The following is a 16,820-nucleotide window of genomic DNA, read 5'->3' on the forward strand; positions in this document are numbered from 1 at the left end:
AGGAAGGGATGCGAGTATTGAAGTTTGGCGGATCATCACTAGCTGATGCAGATCGCTTTTTGAGAGCGGCAGACATTATTGCCAATAACGCTCAACAAGAAGAAGTGGCGGTTGTTCTTTCCGCTCCTGGTAAAACAACAAACAAATTGGTTGCGGTCATTGAAGGCGCATTGCGCAATGGTGAAGCAGAACTACAAATCAAAGAGTTGGAGGAGTCGTTTAAAACGCTCTTCACTCAAGTCCAAGCAGTACTACCCAATATCGATGGTTCAGCTTTCGATAACCAAGTGAAAACTTCTCTCTCTCAATTACGCCAATTCGTTCATGGCATCAATCTTCTTGGCATGTGCCCAAACAATGTTAATGCACGTATTATTAGCAAAGGCGAACGCGTTTCGATTCAATTGATGAAAGCGGTGTTAGAAGCCAAAGGCCAGCCTGCACATCTTATCGACCCAGTTGAATACCTATACGCAAAAGGTGATCACCTTGAAGCCATGGTCGATGTTGAAGTTTCGACTCAGAACTTCCGCCAGAATCCTCTTCCTCAAGGTCATGTGAACATCATGCCTGGCTTTACCGCAGGTAACGAGAAAGGTGAATTGGTAACACTTGGTCGCAATGGCTCTGATTATTCGGCGGCGGTTCTTGCGGCGTGTCTGCGCGCAGATTGCTGTGAGATCTGGACAGACGTAGATGGTGTGTACAACTGTGACCCTCGCTTAGTCGAAGATGCTCGCCTACTTAAATCTCTTAGCTATCAAGAAGCGATGGAGCTTTCTTACTTCGGTGCTTCCGTTCTGCACCCGAAAACCATCGCCCCAATCGCACAGTTCCACATCCCATGTCTGATCAAAAACAGCTTTAACCCACAAGGTGCAGGAACTTTGATTGGGCAAGACACTGGTGAAGACAATCTGGCGATCAAAGGTATCACGACGCTAAACGACCTAACTATGGTTAACGTCTCCGGCCCAGGTATGAAGGGTATGGTTGGCATGGCAAGCCGCGTATTTGGCGCAATGTCTTCCGCTGGTGTGTCTATTGTTCTTATTACTCAGTCTTCTTCTGAGTACAGCATTAGCTTCTGTATTGAGGCAGAAGATAAAGCAAAAGCGCAACAAGTACTGGCCGATGCGTTTGAGTTGGAACTGAAAGATAGCTTATTAGAGCCGGTCGAGTTTATTGATAATGTTTCAATCATAACGTTGGTTGGTGACGGCATGCGTACATCGCGCGGTGTTGCATCTCGCTTCTTCTCATCTCTTGCTGAAGTGAACGTAAACATTGTAGCCATCGCACAGGGCTCATCTGAGCGTGCTATCTCAGCCGTGATTCCTGAAGATAAAATCTCTGAAGCGATCAAAGCGTGTCACGAAAACCTATTCAACTCTAAGCACTTCTTAGACGTATTCGTGGTTGGTATTGGTGGCGTTGGTGGTGAGCTGGTGGATCAGATCGAGCGTCAACAGGCGAAGCTTGCGGAAAAAGGCATCGTTATTCGCGTGTGTGGCTTGGCAAACAGCAAAGGTCTTCTGCTTGATAGTGAAGGTCTGCCACTCGATCATTGGCGTGATCGTATGTCGGCAGCGACAGAAGAGTTCAGCCTAGCGCGTTTGATTTCTTTGGTTCAACGTAACCACATCATCAACCCAGTATTGGTTGACTGTACATCAAGTGAAGATATTGCGAATCAATACGCTGATTTCCTAGCTGCTGGTTTCCATGTCGTTACACCAAATAAAAAAGCAAATACAGCAAGCATGGCTTACTACCATCAGCTTCGCGATGTTGCGCGCAGCTCTCGTCGCAAGCTGATGTACGAAACAACTGTGGGGGCGGGTCTACCGGTAATCGAAAACCTGCAAAACCTAATCTCAGCGGGTGATGAGCTAGAGCGCTTCAGCGGTATTCTTTCTGGCTCTCTGTCATACATCTTCGGTAAGTTAGATGAAGGTATGAGCCTAAGTGAAGCAACTAATATCGCAAAAGAAAATGGTTTTACTGAACCGGATCCTCGTGATGACCTTTCTGGTATGGATGTCGCGCGTAAGCTTCTGATCCTAGCTCGTGAAGCAGGCATGTCTCTAGAACTAGAAGACGTTGTGGTTGATCAAGCACTGCCACCAGGTTTTGATGATTCTGGTAGCGTTGATGAATTTATGGCGCGTTTACCTGAAGCAGACGCCTACTTTAAAGAATTATCTGCAAAGGCAGCGGAAGAAGGCAAAGTACTGCGCTACGTTGGTGAGATTAATGAGGGCAAGTGCACAGTAAGCATCGCTGCGGTGGATGAAAACGATCCAATGTATAAAATCAAGGACGGTGAAAACGCACTGGCATTTTACAGCCGTTACTATCAGCCAATCCCACTAGTGTTACGTGGCTATGGTGCAGGCACCGAAGTAACGGCTGCGGGTGTATTTTCTGACGTGATGCGTACTTTAGGTTGGAAACTAGGGGTATAACAATAATGAGTTCAAGTGATATGGATGTAGTGGTTTATGCCCCAGCATCAATTGGTAATGTAAGCGTTGGCTTTGATGTGCTGGGGGCTGCCGTGTCTCCAGTGGATGGCACACTATTGGGTGACCGTGTATTGGTGAAATCTGGGGCTGACCCGTTCAGCCTTAAAACGGCGGGTGATTTTGTTGAGAAATTGCCAACTGAACCAAAAGAGAACATCGTCTACGACTGTTGGCTTGTGTTTGCTCGTGAGTTAGACAAAAAAGGCGTTGAGCTAAAACCACTTGAGATGACGCTAGAAAAGAACATGCCAATTGGCTCTGGTTTAGGCTCAAGTGCATGTTCTATCGTTGCTGCATTAGATGCATTGAACCGATTCCATGGACAGCCACTTAACGAGACAGAATTACTAGCGCTGATGGGAGAGATGGAAGGCAAGATCTCTGGTGGTATTCACTACGACAACGTTGCGCCATGTTACCTTGGTGGTGTGCAACTGATGCTTGAAGAGTTGGGTATCATCAGTCAAGAAGTACCTTGCTTTGATGATTGGTACTGGGTGATGGCGTATCCGGGTATCAAGGTATCAACGGCGGAAGCGCGTGAGATCCTACCATCTCAATACCGCCGACAAGATATCATTGCTCATGGTCGCCACCTTGCGGGCTTTATTCATGCGTGTCATTCTGGTCAGCCAGAACTTGCTGCAAAAATGATCAAAGACGTGATCGCAGAACCGTATCGTGAGAAACTGCTTCCAGGTTTTGCGAATGCACGTCAATACGCAGCGTCTGCGGGTGCATTGGCAACCGGTATTTCTGGCAGTGGTCCGACACTGTTCAGTATTTGCAAAGAGAAAGATGTCGCTGAGCGAGTTGCTCGCTGGTTAGAACAAAACTACGTACAAAACGAAGAAGGATTCGTCCACGTTTGTCGTCTAGATAAGCAGGGTTCGAAAGTAACAGGAAGTGAGCTATGAAGCTTTACAATATAAAAGAAAATGATGAACAAGTTTCCTTTGGCCAAGCCGTTCGCCAAGGGTTAGGCCGTAACCAAGGTCTATTCTTTCCATCGGAATTACCAAAATTTGAAGATATCGATGCGCTGCTTGCAGAAGACTTTGTCTCTCGTAGCACTAAGATTCTATCGGCGTTAATTGGAGATGAACTTACAGAGGAGCAAGTGAATGCCCTTGTTGATGCTGCGTTTCAATTCCCTGCGCCTATCAACCAAGTAAAAGACGGTGTTTATGCACTGGAACTGTTCCATGGTCCAACGCTTGCGTTTAAAGACTTTGGTGGTCGCTTTATGGCGCAATCTCTTGCTGCGGTTTCGGACGGCGGCAAGATCACCATTCTGACGGCAACGTCTGGCGATACTGGCGCAGCCGTTGCGCATGCTTTCTACGGTATGGAAGACATCAATGTTGTGATTCTTTACCCGAAAGGAAAAATCAGCCCACTGCAAGAGAAGTTATTCTGTACGCTTGGTAAAAACATTCACACTGTCGCGATCGATGGCGACTTCGATGCGTGTCAGGCACTGGTTAAGCAAGCTTTTGATGATTCAGCACTGCGTGAAGAGATCGGTCTGAACTCTGCAAACTCAATCAACATCAGCCGTTTGATGGCGCAAATCTGTTACTACTTTGAAGCAGCTGCGCAAATGAGCAAGCAAGAGCGTGAAAACCTAGTGGTATCAGTACCAAGTGGTAACTTTGGTAACCTAACTGCTGGTCTACTGGCAAAAGCGCTGGGCTTGCCTATCAAACGCTTTATCGCGGCAACTAATGCCAATGACACTGTTCCTCGCTACCTAGAAACAGGTAAGTGGGAGCCAAAACCAACAGTCGCAACAACATCGAACGCGATGGACGTGAGCCAACCAAACAACTGGCCTCGTATTGAAGAGCTGTGCCGCGTGAAAGAGTGGGGCTTGGAGACGTTAGGTAAAGGCGCAGTATCTGATGAGCAAAGCGCACAGTCAGTGAAAGATTTACATGCTCTAGGCTACCTATGCGAACCGCATGGTGCGATTGCTTACCGAGTGCTTGAAGAACAATTGCAAGACGGTGAAACCGGTCTGTTCCTATGTACTGCTCACCCTGCGAAGTTCAAAGAAGTCGTGGATGATATTCTAGAATCCGATATCGAGCTTCCTGCGCCACTAGCGAAGCACGCTGCGATGGAGCTGCTATCGGAAGAGCTCGACGCAGACTTTGACGCATTGAAACAAGTACTGCGCCGCGTGCAGTAAGCTTCAAAGTATAGTAAGTATCAAAAACAGAAATAACGAGAGGTGAATGAGTAATCATTCACCTTTTTTATTGTCGGTAAGTTTTGACTCTCTTTATGATTGAGAAACGAACTTAACTAAATGAGATGGAAAGAGAAGCATGCATTTTTTGATTTTTCTTGGCTCAGTGAGAGACAGCACGCCACCACGACCAGCCCGTTTAGGAATGCGAGTCAGTAAAGCGTGTGAAAAACTCATCGCGAGTCAACATTCGCAACATACGGTCGAAATCATCGACCCTTTGAATTACGACTTTGGTGATGTGTTTAAGCCCGAGTTTGCTTATCACCGCTCTAAAGTTCCGCAGAACCTAAGTGAGCTGGCAGACAAAATCAAACATGCGGATGGGTATGTGATGGTTAGCCCGGAATATAACCATTCGATGAGTCCTGCTCTGGCGAACACGCTTAACCATTTCGGCAGTTCGCTGTTTTCTTACAAGCCGAGTGCTATCGTGACCTATTCTGCCGGACAATGGGGTGGTGTTAGAGCTGCCGTTTCTATGCGTACCTTCTTATCTGAACTTGGATGTCTACCTGTCTCTGCGATGATCCACATTCCGAAAGCGCAAGAAGTGTTTGATGAACAGGGCGTTGCTGAGGATGAGTCGGAGCAGACGCAGTGGGACAACTATATGAATCGCACTATGCATCAATTGATTTGGTGGGCAGAAGGGGCGTCACTGCAAAGAGATAGGCGTGATCCAACCTCTTTAGCGCAAGCGTTTCAGAAAGATCCTTCGCAAAGAAATGCACCTTAGAGGCGAGTTGCTTTCCATTATAGAAAGGGTTTAGAAGGATTCTGAAACAAAAAAAGCTTGGTCATTGCAGACCAAGCTTTTTAAATTCTAGCGAGCTAGTTTACTGAGAGATTATAGAGTCTCAGTAAAAGTACGAGCGATTACATCACGTTGTTGCTCTGGAGTTAGCGAGTTAAAACGTACTGCGTAACCAGAAACACGAATAGTTAGTTGTGGGTATTTCTCTGGGTGTGCAACTGCATCTTCTAGTGTTTCGCGTTTAAGCACGTTCACGTTTAGGTGTTGGCCGCCTTCGATACGAGGAGCAGTTTCGATTGCAACTTCACGGCTTTCGTATTCACCTAGGTCGCTGATTGCGATAACTTGGTCTGCTTCGTAGCCAGCAGTTGCAGCAACACAACGAGCTTCATTTTTTTCGCTATCTAATAGCCAGATAGAGTTTAGTAGGTCGTCGTTTGCCGCTTTTGTAATTTGGATACCTTGGATCATCACTATCTCCTAGACCACTTACGTGGTGATTATTGGTGTTAATTTTCGAATTTTCGTTGAGCTGAGTATTATATAGCTAATATCCACTATTTTAATATTGATTTAAGTCAATAAACAACCAAAAACATTATTTTTATTAAGGTAATTTTATTGAGTTAAATCAATAAAACCTTTGAAAACAAACTAATTACAATTTATTTGATAATATAAAAAATATTTAATAACTAGTTTTGTTGTAAATTTACTACAAATTGAGATTGAAGTTTAAACTGGTTAACGCAACTATCTGTATTTAGGTAGCAATACTGAAAGTCTAAAGTGATTAAATGACAAACATGAAAAACAAGCTTGGGAATAAACTCATTGGTGCACATGTCTCTGCTGCTGGTGGGGTCGATCAAGCTCCGTTGAGAGCTCGTGAAATTGGCGCGAATGCATTCGCACTATTTACAAAAAACCAACGCCAGTGGGTGGCGAAGCCTTTAGAAGCAAAAACCATCAGTGCGTTTAAAGCGAACTGTAAAATGCTGGGTTTCGGAGCAGAACATATTCTTCCCCATGATTCTTATCTGATTAACTTGGGTGCGTCGGAAGAAGAAAAGCTGAATAAATCCCGCGCGGCATTTATTGATGAAATGGAGCGTTGTAATCAGTTGGGGCTGACTTTGCTTAACTTCCATCCGGGTAGTCACTTAAAGAAAGTCTCTGAACAGGAGTGCCTCGCGACGATCGCCGAGTCGATCAATCTTGCGCATAAAGCGGTGCCGAATGTGATCGCTGTTATCGAGAATACGGCAGGTCAAGGCACTAACTTAGGCTGGAAGTTTGAGCACCTTGCTGAAATCATCGAGCAAGTGGAAGATAAAGATCGTGTCGGCGTTTGTATTGATACCTGCCATACCTTTACGGCTGGTTATGACTTACGTACAAAAGAAGATTGCAAGCGCATCTTTGCAGAGTTCGACCGTATAGTAGGTATGCACTATTTAAGAGCAATGCATCTAAATGATTCAAAAGTAGAGTTTGCCAGCAAAGTAGATCGCCACCATTCTCTTGGTAAAGGAGAGATCGGGTGGGATTGCTTTGAGTACATCGCGAAAGACCCTCGTTTTGATGGTATCCCTCTGATTTTAGAAACAATTGATCCAGATATTTGGCAGCAAGAGATCAACACGTTGCGTCAATTCCATTTAGCGGCCATTGACAGTTAATGGCGTAACCACAAAGTTGGCACCTTTCTTTCTTAGTCATTGAACATCAATCTCTGAATTAGCAAAGAAGGATGCCAACATGTCTCGACCACTCTCTTTTACTCCTTATGCTTACACTCGTCGCGTGCTTCGCTTACCGATTCCTAATCGTCACATTACCGGACAGGGGCATTTTCGAACGCCACAGAAGCATTAGTCTTTTATTGCTTGTCTCAAGTTCGTGGTAAGTTTTTGTTTGTTTGAGTTTCGCTCGTTAGAATAGAAGCAAAATTTAGGACAGGAACTTTCCATGAATCAGTCACCCACTTGGCACGATGTGATCGGCGAAGAGAAAAAGCAGAGCTACTTTGTAGACACCTTGAATTTTGTTGAAGCCGAACGCGCCGCAGGCAAAGCTATTTTTCCTCCCACAAAAGATGTCTTTAACGCGTTTCGTTTTACCGAGTTCAAAGACGTTAAGGTCGTGATTCTAGGACAAGACCCATACCACGGCCCAAATCAGGCGCATGGCCTGTGTTTCTCTGTACTTCCTGGCATTAAAACGCCACCGTCACTGGTTAATATGTATAAAGAGCTGGCGCAAGATATTGAAGGTTTCCAAATCCCTCAACATGGTTTTTTGCAAAGCTGGGCTGAACAAGGCGTATTGTTACTCAATACGGTATTAACGGTGGAGCAAGGTAAAGCGCATTCACATTCAAAGACAGGTTGGGAAACGTTTACTGATCGAGTGATTGAAGCCATTAATCAGCATCAAGAAGGTGTAGTGTTCCTGCTGTGGGGTTCACATGCACAGAAGAAAGGTCGTTTTATCGATCGCAATAAACACCATGTCTTGGCAGCACCGCATCCATCGCCGTTATCGGCACATCGAGGCTTTTTCGGTTGTAAGCATTTCTCTCAAGCAAACCAGTTGCTTACATCACAAGAAAAAGCACCAATTAACTGGCATTTGCCATTAACGGTATAAATGAAGAGACAGCGATCATGGATGCTATGATCGCTGTTTTTTTGAGCACGCTCGAGGCTGATAGTAAATTTCTCATGTACACTTACTAAAAGTAGGTGTTAAGGAGAGACGCTATGATGATCGAAAGAATTCGACGCGAACATGGTTATATGGTTCGTCTGTTGGCGATACTGCGCCATAAGCTTAATGAGATAAAAAAAGAACGTGTAATCAACTATGCGTTAGTAAGCGAGATTGTTGATTACCTCTCTAATCATTCGGAGAAAGTACACCACCCGAAAGAAGATATCCTCTATCACCACTTTCTTGAACACTATGGTAAGCAACAAACCATGGAAAATTTAGAGAAAGAACATCTAGAGTTAGCGAGTAAAACCAGAGAGTTTTCATCCGTGATAGAGATGATCCTTCAGGATGCTGTTGTGCCACAAGACATGTTTGTCGCTCACCTAGAAGATTTCATAGAATCGCAAAGGCACCACTTGGAGCTAGAAGAGCGAAAAATTTTGCCTCTCATTGAAGAGTTATTTACCACAGAAGATTGGCAGCATGTCGAGAGCTTATGGAGCGTCAGTGAGGATGATCCTGTGTTTGGTGACACGATTGCTGATCGTTATAAGCAGTTGGCCGAACGTGTTCGTCAAAGTGATACTGAGTATGTTTAAGCCTGAGTGATGAAACCTGAGCGAGCGAAAGTCGTATCTCGGGTTTGTGAGATACATTTCTTATTTATTGGGAATCAACCGAAAATTTCGTGTGCATATTTTTCGGCAAAAAGTACGGAAGATTCTCATTGAGTAATAATGGTATTCATACTTAAACCTTGGTACATAAACTCACGGTGTTTACGGTCACTGTAAACAAAAAACAAAAGGCACCCGTAAGGTGCCTTTTGTTTGAATTAGAGTTTAATGTCTTCCAAGTTATAATCGGTACAGACATCAAGTTCGCGCAGCTCTTTAAGCAAATTGCGTCTGTCGTTCATCTCTTCTATTTCACGCCACTTTCGCTTTACTGGTTTGGCACGAGATTTGGTTGTTGAGGTAGTATCCAGATTAAAAATGTCATCTAGTTGAAAGCCTTCCATAAGCCACCTTTACCTTTCTTAAGCTAAACTGTTGTAACCAGTCCTTGTGGAGTTTTTTAAGTACCACAATAGCCGTGAGAATAACCATGATATATTTCGCATTTGTGTCGGTAGCATGACATTTTCGTGCAAAAATATTCTCAAAATCACACTTTTTATTGCAACGATGTGGATAAAAAATGCACAAACGATCTCAAGAAAACGATTAAATAGAGAGATTTTCTATGTTAATTCGATTTGATGAATGGGTGTACTGCGCAAAGGTTAAAGTTGCATAAAATCAGTTTGATGAAATAGTGTTCAATTAGATGGTAAGTCACTAGCGTAAATTTATGTAACACCTTGTGAATACTAGCTTGTTCTTGTTTATACGGTTTACCATTCCATTTAATGAAGAATAATTATTTATGTTGGTGTTTGGTAATTGAAATGTTGCGCAGTTTGAGTGTTAAGTCTTCTATTTATGTTATTTTTTGGTGACTTTATAGTGAAAAATAACAATGTTATTCATGTTGTTGCATATTGATTTTTGCGCTCCTAGGTTGCATTATCCGCCCGTCAAAAAATACGCTGGTACGTAAAATGGATGCATGAAGCGACGTTTACGATTCTAGATTGCCCATAAACATTACTTAAAAAGCTAAGCACACTTTGACACTTAGCAGGCAATTTGGTGGATGGCTAGGACGCATAGACTGGCGCAACTCACTTTGAGGTACACATGACAGACTTAATCAATTTGATGAACGATCTCCTCTGGGGCTCGATTCTGGTTTATCTTCTTGTTGGTGTTGGTATTTACTTCACCGTTCGATTAGGGTTCATTCAGTTCCGCCATTTCGGCCACATGTTCTCTGTTCTTAAGAACAGCCGTAAAGCAGACAAAGCTGGTATTTCCTCTTTCCAAGCGCTTTGTACTAGTCTTGCTGCACGTGTTGGTACAGGTAACATGGCGGGCGTTGCAGTTGCATTGACTGCGGGTGGTCCTGGTGCGATCTTCTGGATGTGGCTGATTGCAATGCTTGGTATGGCAACATCGTTTGCTGAGAGCACACTGGCGCAGCTATACAAAACCAAAGATGATGATGGCAACTACCGTGGTGGCCCTGCCTACTACATGGAAAAAGGCCTGGGCATGCGTTGGATGGGCGTGTTGTTCTCAGTTTTCCTAATCATCGCTTTTGGTTTGGTATTCAACGCCGTACAAGCTAACTCAATTGCCAATGCAATGAGCAACGCATTTGGTTGGAATAACCTGTATGTCGGTATTGCCGTTGTTTTACTGTCTGCAATTGTTATTTTCGGTGGCATCAAGCGTATCGCAAGAGTTGCTGAGATGATCGTTCCGATCATGGCACTACTTTATCTAGCCCTAGCGCTGTTCATCATGTTCTCTAACCTAGAGAAATTACCTGATGTATTGATGCTTATCTTTAAGAGTGCATTTGGTCTGCAAGAAGCAGCAGCAGGTGGTCTTGGCTACGCAATTGCACAGGCAATGATTAACGGTATCAAGCGCGGTCTATTCTCGAATGAAGCAGGTATGGGTTCTGCACCTAACGCGGCAGCTTCAGCAACACCTTACCCACCACACCCAGCGTCTCAAGGTTACGTACAGATGCTAGGCGTGTTCATGGATACGATCGTTATCTGTTCTGCAACAGTGGCTATCATCCTGATGTCTGGTGAGTATGTCGGTCAAGCAACAGAAGTGACGGGTATCGAGCTAACTCAGCGTGCATTGAGCTCACAAGTTGGCGATTGGGGCGGCATCTTTGTTGCTGTGGCAATCTTCTTCTTTGCGTTTACTTCAATCATTGCAAACTACTCGTATGCTGAAACGAACTTAATCTTCCTAGAGCACAATCATAAAGCGGGCTTAAGCATTTTCCGCGTTATTGTTCTTGGTATGGTGATGTTTGGTGCACTAGCTTCGTTACCAGTCGTATGGTCGCTTGCTGATGTCTCTATGGGTCTGATGGCGATAGTCAACTTGGTGGCGATCATCTTGCTATCTGGCATCGTGATTAAACTGGCCAAAGATTACAATCGCCAGCTTGGTGAAGGCAAAGTGCCAACATTTGATGCGAATGATTTCCCAGAGCTGAAATCTCAGCTTGAAGAAGGCATTTGGTACAACGATAAAAAAGACTAAGTGAGCTATCACTCATAGTTGAAAGCTATTAGTACGATGTAAAAAGCCATGCAGACAATGCATGGCTTTTTTTGTACCCTATTAAAAACAAAATTAGAGAAGGGAAAGTCATGCTTATCGTAGTTTCTCCAGCGAAGACTCTTGATTACGAGTCTCCGTTAGCGACAGAAAAATTTACTCAACCTGAGTTGGTCGAATACTCAAAAGAGCTTATCGATGTTTGCCGCAAACTGACTCCTGCTGATGTTGCCTCTTTAATGAAAGTGAGCGACAAGATTGCCGATTTAAATGTGGGCCGATTCCAAGAGTGGAGTGAAACGTTTACCACGGAAAACTCACGACAAGCCATTCTTGCATTTAAAGGTGACGTTTACACAGGGCTAGACGCCGAAAGTTTATCTGAAGCGGACTTCGAATATGCTCAAGATCATCTGCGTATGCTATCGGGTCTTTATGGTTTACTAAAACCACTTGATTTGATGCAGCCATACCGTCTTGAAATGGGTACCAAGCTTGCAAACGACAAGGGTACGAACTTGTACCAGTTTTGGGGCAACGTTATTACGGACAAGCTTAACGAAGCGATTTCTGCTCAAGGTGATAATGTCCTTATCAACCTTGCATCAAATGAATACTTTAAAGCGGTTAAGCCAAAGAATTTAGATGCGCAAGTGATCACGCCAGTATTCAAAGATTGTAAGAATGGTCAATACAAGGTCATCAGTTTTTACGCGAAGAAAGCGCGCGGTATGATGGCGCGTTACATCATTGAAAACCGTGTTGAGAGCGTAGCAGACCTGGCTAAGTTTGATACGGCGGGTTACTACTTTGTGGAAGATGAATCGACGCCAACAGAGTTAGTATTTAAACGCGAAGAGCAAAAATAAAGCTGATTGAGACGTAGTCTACGTTAATCTCTATCAGCACAAACGAAAAAAGGGTTGGCATTGCCAACCCTTTGTTATTTTCTAGCTTGAGCTACTTGGTCCCAACAAGATTACTTCTTCTTAGCGGTTTTCTTTTTCGCTACTTTTTTCTTGTCGTCTTTTTTCTTTTTCTTCTTAAACACAGGCTTTTTGTGTTTAGGACGCATCTCTTTCACGAAACGCTCTTTGATGTCTTCTTTCACGTAACGTGCAACGCGATCCATCATTGGTTGGTCGTGTGCTTCTACGATTGAGATAGCGTTACCTTTCTTACCTGCGCGAGCAGTACGGCCGATACGATGAAGGTAAACATCAGCCGTGCGTGGCATGTCGTAGTTGATAACGTGTGATACATCCGGAAGATCGATACCGCGCGCAGCAACGTCCGTCGCGAGCAGCACGTTCACAGTACCATCGCGGAAGCGAGAAATCGCATTATTACGACGATCTTGCGGCATTTCACCTTGAATCCAAGAACATGGAATCTGTGCACTTTCAAGCTGCGCTCGTAGCTCAGCCAAACGCTCACGAGTCTTTAAAAAGACGATAGTGCGCTCAGCTTGCTGAGTAATAATGTGTTTTAGTAATTCCAGTTTGTGTTCAGCATCATCAGCTCGGTGGTACCACTGAGCAATTTTCTTACGCTCACGCAGCGGCGATTTTGCATCGATCTCTGCTGGGTCATTCAACAGATCAGCGGTAAAGCCTTCTACGCCTTTCCCTTCTAACGTTGCTGAGAACAGAAGGGTTTGCTTACGCCAGCGACATTCGTTAGATAGGCGATCGACAGTAGGAGCAAAACCCATATCTAGCATACGGTCTGCTTCATCAAGGATTAACCATTCGATTGCACGACAATCAAAACGTTCTGCATCAATGTATTCTTTTAAACGGCCAGGTGTCGCAACCACAATGTCTTGCGTTGTTGCAAGGATGTCGGCGTGCTCTTGGTACTGAACACCACCAGTGATGGTGAAAATGTTGAGTTTGGTATTTTTTGCCAAAGCACGTGCTTGATCGGCAATTTGCATCGCCAGTTCGCGAGTAGGCGTTAGGATCAAAATACGCGCAGGTCCAGGCTTACGACGAGGGAAGTCTTGCAAGTATTGCAATGCTGGCAGGACGAAGGCGGCCGTTTTACCAGTTCCTGTTGGCGCTGACGCTAGAATGTCACGACCGTCCAACGCTTGTGGAATCGCTTCTGCCTGAATTTTTGTTGGGCGTTCGTAACCCATCTCTTCAATGGCTTCAAGTAGGTTTTGGTCTAGATCAAGTTCAGCAAAGGTTCTGATCACAATGAGTTCTCCACAAGCAAAGCTTGGTTAATGGTTCGCCACAACAGCATAGAATACAAAAAGGTCGCACATTATAAAGTGATTGGTGATAAGGATCACATGTTATTTCACATCTTAAGATAAAACTCGCGGGTTAACTGGATGAAATCATCACTATAGCCGTCATTTGAACGGATAATTAAATGTGACGTCTGCAAATCGCAAGGTCGTTTTGACAGTTCAAATAACAATCGGTGTACTGGTTTCTTTTCTGATGGTTGCACACGACAGATCCTCGATAGATACCAACCTTGGTTTAATGCTAGCTCAATGAACTGCTCGCCTTCGGTGATTGGCAACACAAAACTAGCTCTCCCTTCGTCATCAAGCAAATGATAGCAACGCTGTAGCAATGCGTTATGGCCTAGCGTATCAGTGTGCCTCGCGGTTGCACGTTGACTGTGTTTCGATTGCTCGCCGCTGTTGAAGTAGGGCGGGTTACAAATGATGCGTTGGAATGAATGTGTCGGCGTAAAGTGCAGTATGTCGGTGTGATGCACACTTACACGATCTGACCAAGGAGACTGGGCCATATTTTTTTGCGCGGCAGCAACGGCTGTTAATTCGATATCGACCGCGGTTATTTGAGCTTCCGTAAAGCGTTGAGCACACATCAGGGCAAGCAGGCCAGTGCCAGTGCCAATATCGAGAATTTTAGCGTCGTTAGGGCTTTGAATCCAAGCACCAAGCATTACCCCATCTGTGCTGACTGGCATACCACTCTCGCCGCCCTCAATACAAAATTGCTTAAAATTGAAACCTTTAGTTTTCAGTTTTTTGTTCTTCATGATTGTTTTATATTTGCTCAATAATTAAGTGGATTACTCTATTGTTTATTAATTGTATAGATTGTTGTTTTGTTGGTTATTAAATTGTATTGTTAATTGATCGAGATAAAGAACTGGTCTGTTATTTGGATCTGGTTATATCCACTGCTTTTAAGTTTGAAAACTAAATTAATATGGTGTTTTTTTCTTAAAGGTTGCCAAATGATGAGTCTTTCGTCATTATGCGGCGAAAATTTTATAGATTGAACCACGTGTACTTATTGACTTTAGGTATACAAAAAGTGGTCTAAGCATACACAACATTCATTAATTAAAAGACAAGGGTTATCTGTGAAGCAGACGTTAAAACTAACAGATATTATCGCAGTAGGCTTTATGCTATTTGCGTTCTTTTTAGGTGCGGGCAATATTATCTTTCCACCTCTAGCGGGTCAGTTAGCGGGTGAAAACTTAATGCCAGCTATGTTTGGTTTCTTGCTGACAGCGGTAGGTCTACCTCTTATTACTATCGTTGCTATTGCTGTTGCTGGTGGTTCTTGGGATCACTTAACGCAAGATCTTCCGAAAAAAGCAGCGGTTATTATGGCTGCGTTGATCTTCATCATCATCGGTCCTGCGTTTGCTGCGCCTCGTACTGGCCTAGTGGCTTACGAGATGGCGGTGAAACCTTTCTTCCTTGAAGCGTCACAAACGCATCTCACTGCATTTTCAGTGATCTTCTTTATTGCGGCGATGATGTTCTCATGGTTCCAAGGCCGTTTGATCGATCTTATCGGTAAAGTACTGACACCAGCATTGTTCGTTGGTTTGATCATTCTTGCTGTCGCTGTCTTCCTTGATCCTCAGGGCGATATGATTGGCGCGCACGGTGAATACCTAACGCAGCCTCTGACCAAAGGCTTCTTAGAAGGCTACAACACAATGGATACGTTCGCGTCATTGATGTTTGGTATGCTGATGGTTGATGCACTGCGCGGTAAAGGCATTACTGAGCGCTCTGCAACTACTAAATATCTGATCTATGCAGGTTGTATTGCTGCTGCTGGTCTTGCGTTTGTTTACATCTCACTATTTTACTTAGGTGCGACGAGTGCAACGGTTGCTGCTGGTGCTGATAATGGTGGCCTAGTGCTTAGCCAATACGTTCAAGCGTTGTTTGGTCCATACGGTCAAATCGTTCTGTCTGTCATCGTATTGCTAGCGTGTCTGACAACCGCGATTGGCTTGATTTCTGCGTGTTCAGATTTCTTCAGCTCGAAAACACCACTGTCATACAAGCAATGGGTACTGATTAATGGTTCTGTTTGTGCATTGGTTGCAAACGTTGGTCTTGCACAGCTGATTTCTCTGTCAGTGCCAGTATTGTTTGCGCTGTACCCTGTGGCGATTGCGTTGGTTGCACTAACATTTGTGCGCAGCAAACTGCCAAATCCACGTTTTGCTTACCGCGCGGTACTGCTTGTATCTCTGTTGTTTGCGTTGGTTGATGCGGCAAAAGTATCGGGTATTGATGTTTCTGCGTTTAACATGTTGCCACTATTCGAAGTCGGCATGGGTTGGGTGCTTCCAACATTTGCGGCTATCGTGTGCATGTTCTTCATCGCGAAACCTCGCCCAGAACTAGCACAAGAAACCGCGTAATCACTTCGCGTTATCAAGATAATAAAAAGCCCGATGAATTACTTCATCGGGCTTTTTACTTTTTAATGATGACGTGTTTGCGCTATTAAAGCGTGTCGTGGAATTCCACAAGAACTTGTTCACACCATTTTTCGATGCGTTCATCACTCAGTTCGTACTGTGAGTCTTCATCTAACGCAAGTCCAACAAACTTGCTGCCATCTTCGATCAGTGCTTTCGATGCTTCAAATTCGTAGCCTTCATTTGGCCAGTAACCGATAAAGGTTGCGCCTGTGGCTTGTAATTCATCGTGAAGTAAGCCCATCGCATCTAAATACCACTCTCCGTAACCTTCTTGGTCACCCAGACCAAACAGCGCTACAACTTTGCCTTTCAGTGGTGTGGTCGCGATGTCTTGCCAAATCGCGTTCCAATCTTCTTGAATTTCACCAAAATCCCAAGTTGAGATGCCAAGGAGTAATAAGTCGTAGTCCGCCATTAGTGATAACGGTGTCTCTTTCACATTGTGAATGTCGACAAGGTCTTCACCAATAAGGGTACGAATTTTCTCTGCTGCCATTTCTGTGTAGCAGGTCGTTGAGCCGTAAAAGAGTCCGATTTTCATTATATTCGTCGTTATTTGTGTTGCTGTTGTGGAAGATTCTAACCATAAATTGAGGAAGATTGCAGCGAATATCCTATGTGGGATGATTTTTTAT

The 16,820-nt window shown here is 44.2% G+C and carries 15 protein-coding genes; 10 read left to right on the forward strand and 5 right to left on the reverse strand.

Annotated features, from left to right (window positions below; all coding sequences use genetic code 11):
• The first annotated feature begins 8 nt into the window (after positions 1-8).
• From thrA to R7093_RS17670, 4 genes are all read left to right on the forward strand, one after another.
• Complete coding sequence (gene thrA / locus R7093_RS17655; RefSeq protein ID WP_017821509.1) at positions 9-2,468, forward strand: bifunctional aspartate kinase/homoserine dehydrogenase I; 2,460 nt, start codon at positions 9-11, stop codon at positions 2,466-2,468.
• A gap of 20 nt (positions 2,469-2,488) precedes the next feature.
• Positions 2,489-3,445, forward strand: coding sequence for a homoserine kinase (gene thrB, locus R7093_RS17660; protein ID WP_017635074.1), 957 nt, complete (start codon positions 2,489-2,491; stop codon positions 3,443-3,445).
• Entirely contained in the window at positions 3,442-4,722 is a 1,281-nt protein-coding gene (gene thrC / locus R7093_RS17665) for a threonine synthase (protein WP_005381818.1), read from the forward strand. Before thrB ends, thrC begins: the two co-directional genes overlap by 4 nt.
• Positions 4,723-4,861: 139 nt before the next feature.
• Positions 4,862-5,521 carry an NADPH-dependent FMN reductase gene (locus R7093_RS17670; protein ID WP_053350217.1) on the forward strand — a complete coding sequence of 220 codons (660 nt, stop codon included), beginning with the start codon at positions 4,862-4,864 and terminating at the stop codon, positions 5,519-5,521.
• A gap of 111 nt (positions 5,522-5,632) precedes the next feature.
• On the opposite strand, the gene grcA is transcribed toward R7093_RS17670, so the two are convergent.
• Entirely contained in the window at positions 5,633-6,010 is a 378-nt protein-coding gene (grcA, locus tag R7093_RS17675) for an autonomous glycyl radical cofactor GrcA (RefSeq protein ID WP_005381814.1), read from the reverse strand.
• Positions 6,011-6,336: 326 nt separating this feature from the next.
• On the opposite strand from grcA, the gene nfo reads away from it, so the two are divergent.
• The 3 genes from nfo to R7093_RS17690 all read left to right on the forward strand — a co-directional run bounded on the left by nfo (position 6,337) and on the right by R7093_RS17690 (position 8,856).
• On the forward strand, positions 6,337-7,221 hold the full coding sequence (nfo, locus tag R7093_RS17680) for a deoxyribonuclease IV (protein ID WP_318146759.1): 885 nt from the start codon (positions 6,337-6,339) through the stop codon (positions 7,219-7,221).
• 289 nt (positions 7,222-7,510) lie between these two features.
• Positions 7,511-8,191, forward strand: coding sequence for a uracil-DNA glycosylase (ung, locus tag R7093_RS17685; RefSeq protein WP_149192034.1), 681 nt, complete (start codon positions 7,511-7,513; stop codon positions 8,189-8,191).
• A gap of 113 nt (positions 8,192-8,304) precedes the next feature.
• The gene (locus R7093_RS17690) at positions 8,305-8,856 is read left to right on the forward strand and encodes a hemerythrin domain-containing protein (protein WP_005381807.1); all 552 of its coding nucleotides are present in this window, start codon (positions 8,305-8,307) and stop codon (positions 8,854-8,856) included.
• A 236-nt stretch (positions 8,857-9,092) separates the two neighbouring features.
• On the opposite strand, the gene R7093_RS17695 is transcribed toward R7093_RS17690, so the two are convergent.
• Positions 9,093-9,278 (reverse strand): DUF3545 family protein, encoded by a 186-nt coding sequence (locus R7093_RS17695; RefSeq protein WP_005381805.1) that lies wholly within the window; start codon positions 9,276-9,278, stop codon positions 9,093-9,095.
• Between the two features lie 721 nt (positions 9,279-9,999).
• On the opposite strand from R7093_RS17695, the gene R7093_RS17700 reads away from it, so the two are divergent.
• Together R7093_RS17700 and yaaA are read left to right on the forward strand one after the other, a co-directional pair.
• Positions 10,000-11,433: an alanine/glycine:cation symporter family protein gene (locus R7093_RS17700; RefSeq protein ID WP_005381800.1), complete on the forward strand. Its 1,434-nt coding sequence runs from the start codon at positions 10,000-10,002 to the stop codon at positions 11,431-11,433.
• 110 nt (positions 11,434-11,543) lie between these two features.
• The gene (yaaA, locus tag R7093_RS17705; RefSeq protein ID WP_005381798.1) at positions 11,544-12,320 is read left to right on the forward strand and encodes a peroxide stress protein YaaA; all 777 of its coding nucleotides are present in this window, start codon (positions 11,544-11,546) and stop codon (positions 12,318-12,320) included.
• A gap of 110 nt (positions 12,321-12,430) precedes the next feature.
• On the opposite strand, the gene srmB is transcribed toward yaaA, so the two are convergent.
• Both srmB and R7093_RS17715 read right to left on the reverse strand, forming a co-directional pair.
• Positions 12,431-13,654, reverse strand: coding sequence for an ATP-dependent RNA helicase SrmB (gene srmB, locus R7093_RS17710; protein WP_005381797.1), 1,224 nt, complete (start codon positions 13,652-13,654; stop codon positions 12,431-12,433).
• Between the two features lie 107 nt (positions 13,655-13,761).
• A complete protein-coding gene (locus R7093_RS17715) occupies positions 13,762-14,481 on the reverse strand; it encodes a tRNA1(Val) (adenine(37)-N6)-methyltransferase (protein ID WP_104978805.1) in 720 nt (239 codons plus the stop codon).
• A gap of 330 nt (positions 14,482-14,811) precedes the next feature.
• On the opposite strand from R7093_RS17715, the gene brnQ reads away from it, so the two are divergent.
• Positions 14,812-16,122 (forward strand): branched-chain amino acid transport system II carrier protein, encoded by a 1,311-nt coding sequence (brnQ, locus tag R7093_RS17720; protein WP_005382851.1) that lies wholly within the window; start codon positions 14,812-14,814, stop codon positions 16,120-16,122.
• Positions 16,123-16,207: 85 nt separating this feature from the next.
• Here the strand turns inward: brnQ and fldB are convergent, their stop codons facing one another.
• On the reverse strand, positions 16,208-16,726 hold the full coding sequence (fldB, locus tag R7093_RS17725) for a flavodoxin FldB (RefSeq protein ID WP_005381790.1): 519 nt from the start codon (positions 16,724-16,726) through the stop codon (positions 16,208-16,210).
• Positions 16,727-16,820: the final 94 nt, after the last annotated feature.

It is taken from the genome of Vibrio sp. 1580, from assembly GCF_033340055.1.

What these genes read in the sequence shown, in the direction of transcription:
- thrA (WP_017821509.1), top strand. Translation starts at nt 9, where the DNA reads ATGCGAGTATTGAAGTTTGGCGGATCATCACTAGCTGATGCAGATCGC.
- thrB (WP_017635074.1), top strand. Translation starts at nt 2,489, where the DNA reads ATGGATGTAGTGGTTTATGCCCCAGCATCAATTGGTAATGTAAGCGTT.
- thrC (WP_005381818.1), top strand. Translation starts at nt 3,442, where the DNA reads ATGAAGCTTTACAATATAAAAGAAAATGATGAACAAGTTTCCTTTGGC.
- R7093_RS17670 (WP_053350217.1), top strand. Translation starts at nt 4,862, where the DNA reads ATGCATTTTTTGATTTTTCTTGGCTCAGTGAGAGACAGCACGCCACCA.
- grcA (WP_005381814.1), bottom strand. Translation starts at nt 6,010, where the DNA reads ATGATCCAAGGTATCCAAATTACAAAAGCGGCAAACGACGACCTACTA.
- nfo (WP_318146759.1), top strand. Translation starts at nt 6,337, where the DNA reads ATGACAAACATGAAAAACAAGCTTGGGAATAAACTCATTGGTGCACAT.
- ung (WP_149192034.1), top strand. Translation starts at nt 7,511, where the DNA reads ATGAATCAGTCACCCACTTGGCACGATGTGATCGGCGAAGAGAAAAAG.
- R7093_RS17690 (WP_005381807.1), top strand. Translation starts at nt 8,305, where the DNA reads ATGATGATCGAAAGAATTCGACGCGAACATGGTTATATGGTTCGTCTG.
- R7093_RS17695 (WP_005381805.1), bottom strand. Translation starts at nt 9,278, where the DNA reads ATGGAAGGCTTTCAACTAGATGACATTTTTAATCTGGATACTACCTCA.
- R7093_RS17700 (WP_005381800.1), top strand. Translation starts at nt 10,000, where the DNA reads ATGACAGACTTAATCAATTTGATGAACGATCTCCTCTGGGGCTCGATT.
- yaaA (WP_005381798.1), top strand. Translation starts at nt 11,544, where the DNA reads ATGCTTATCGTAGTTTCTCCAGCGAAGACTCTTGATTACGAGTCTCCG.
- R7093_RS17715 (WP_104978805.1), bottom strand. Translation starts at nt 14,481, where the DNA reads ATGAAGAACAAAAAACTGAAAACTAAAGGTTTCAATTTTAAGCAATTT.
- fldB (WP_005381790.1), bottom strand. Translation starts at nt 16,726, where the DNA reads ATGAAAATCGGACTCTTTTACGGCTCAACGACCTGCTACACAGAAATG.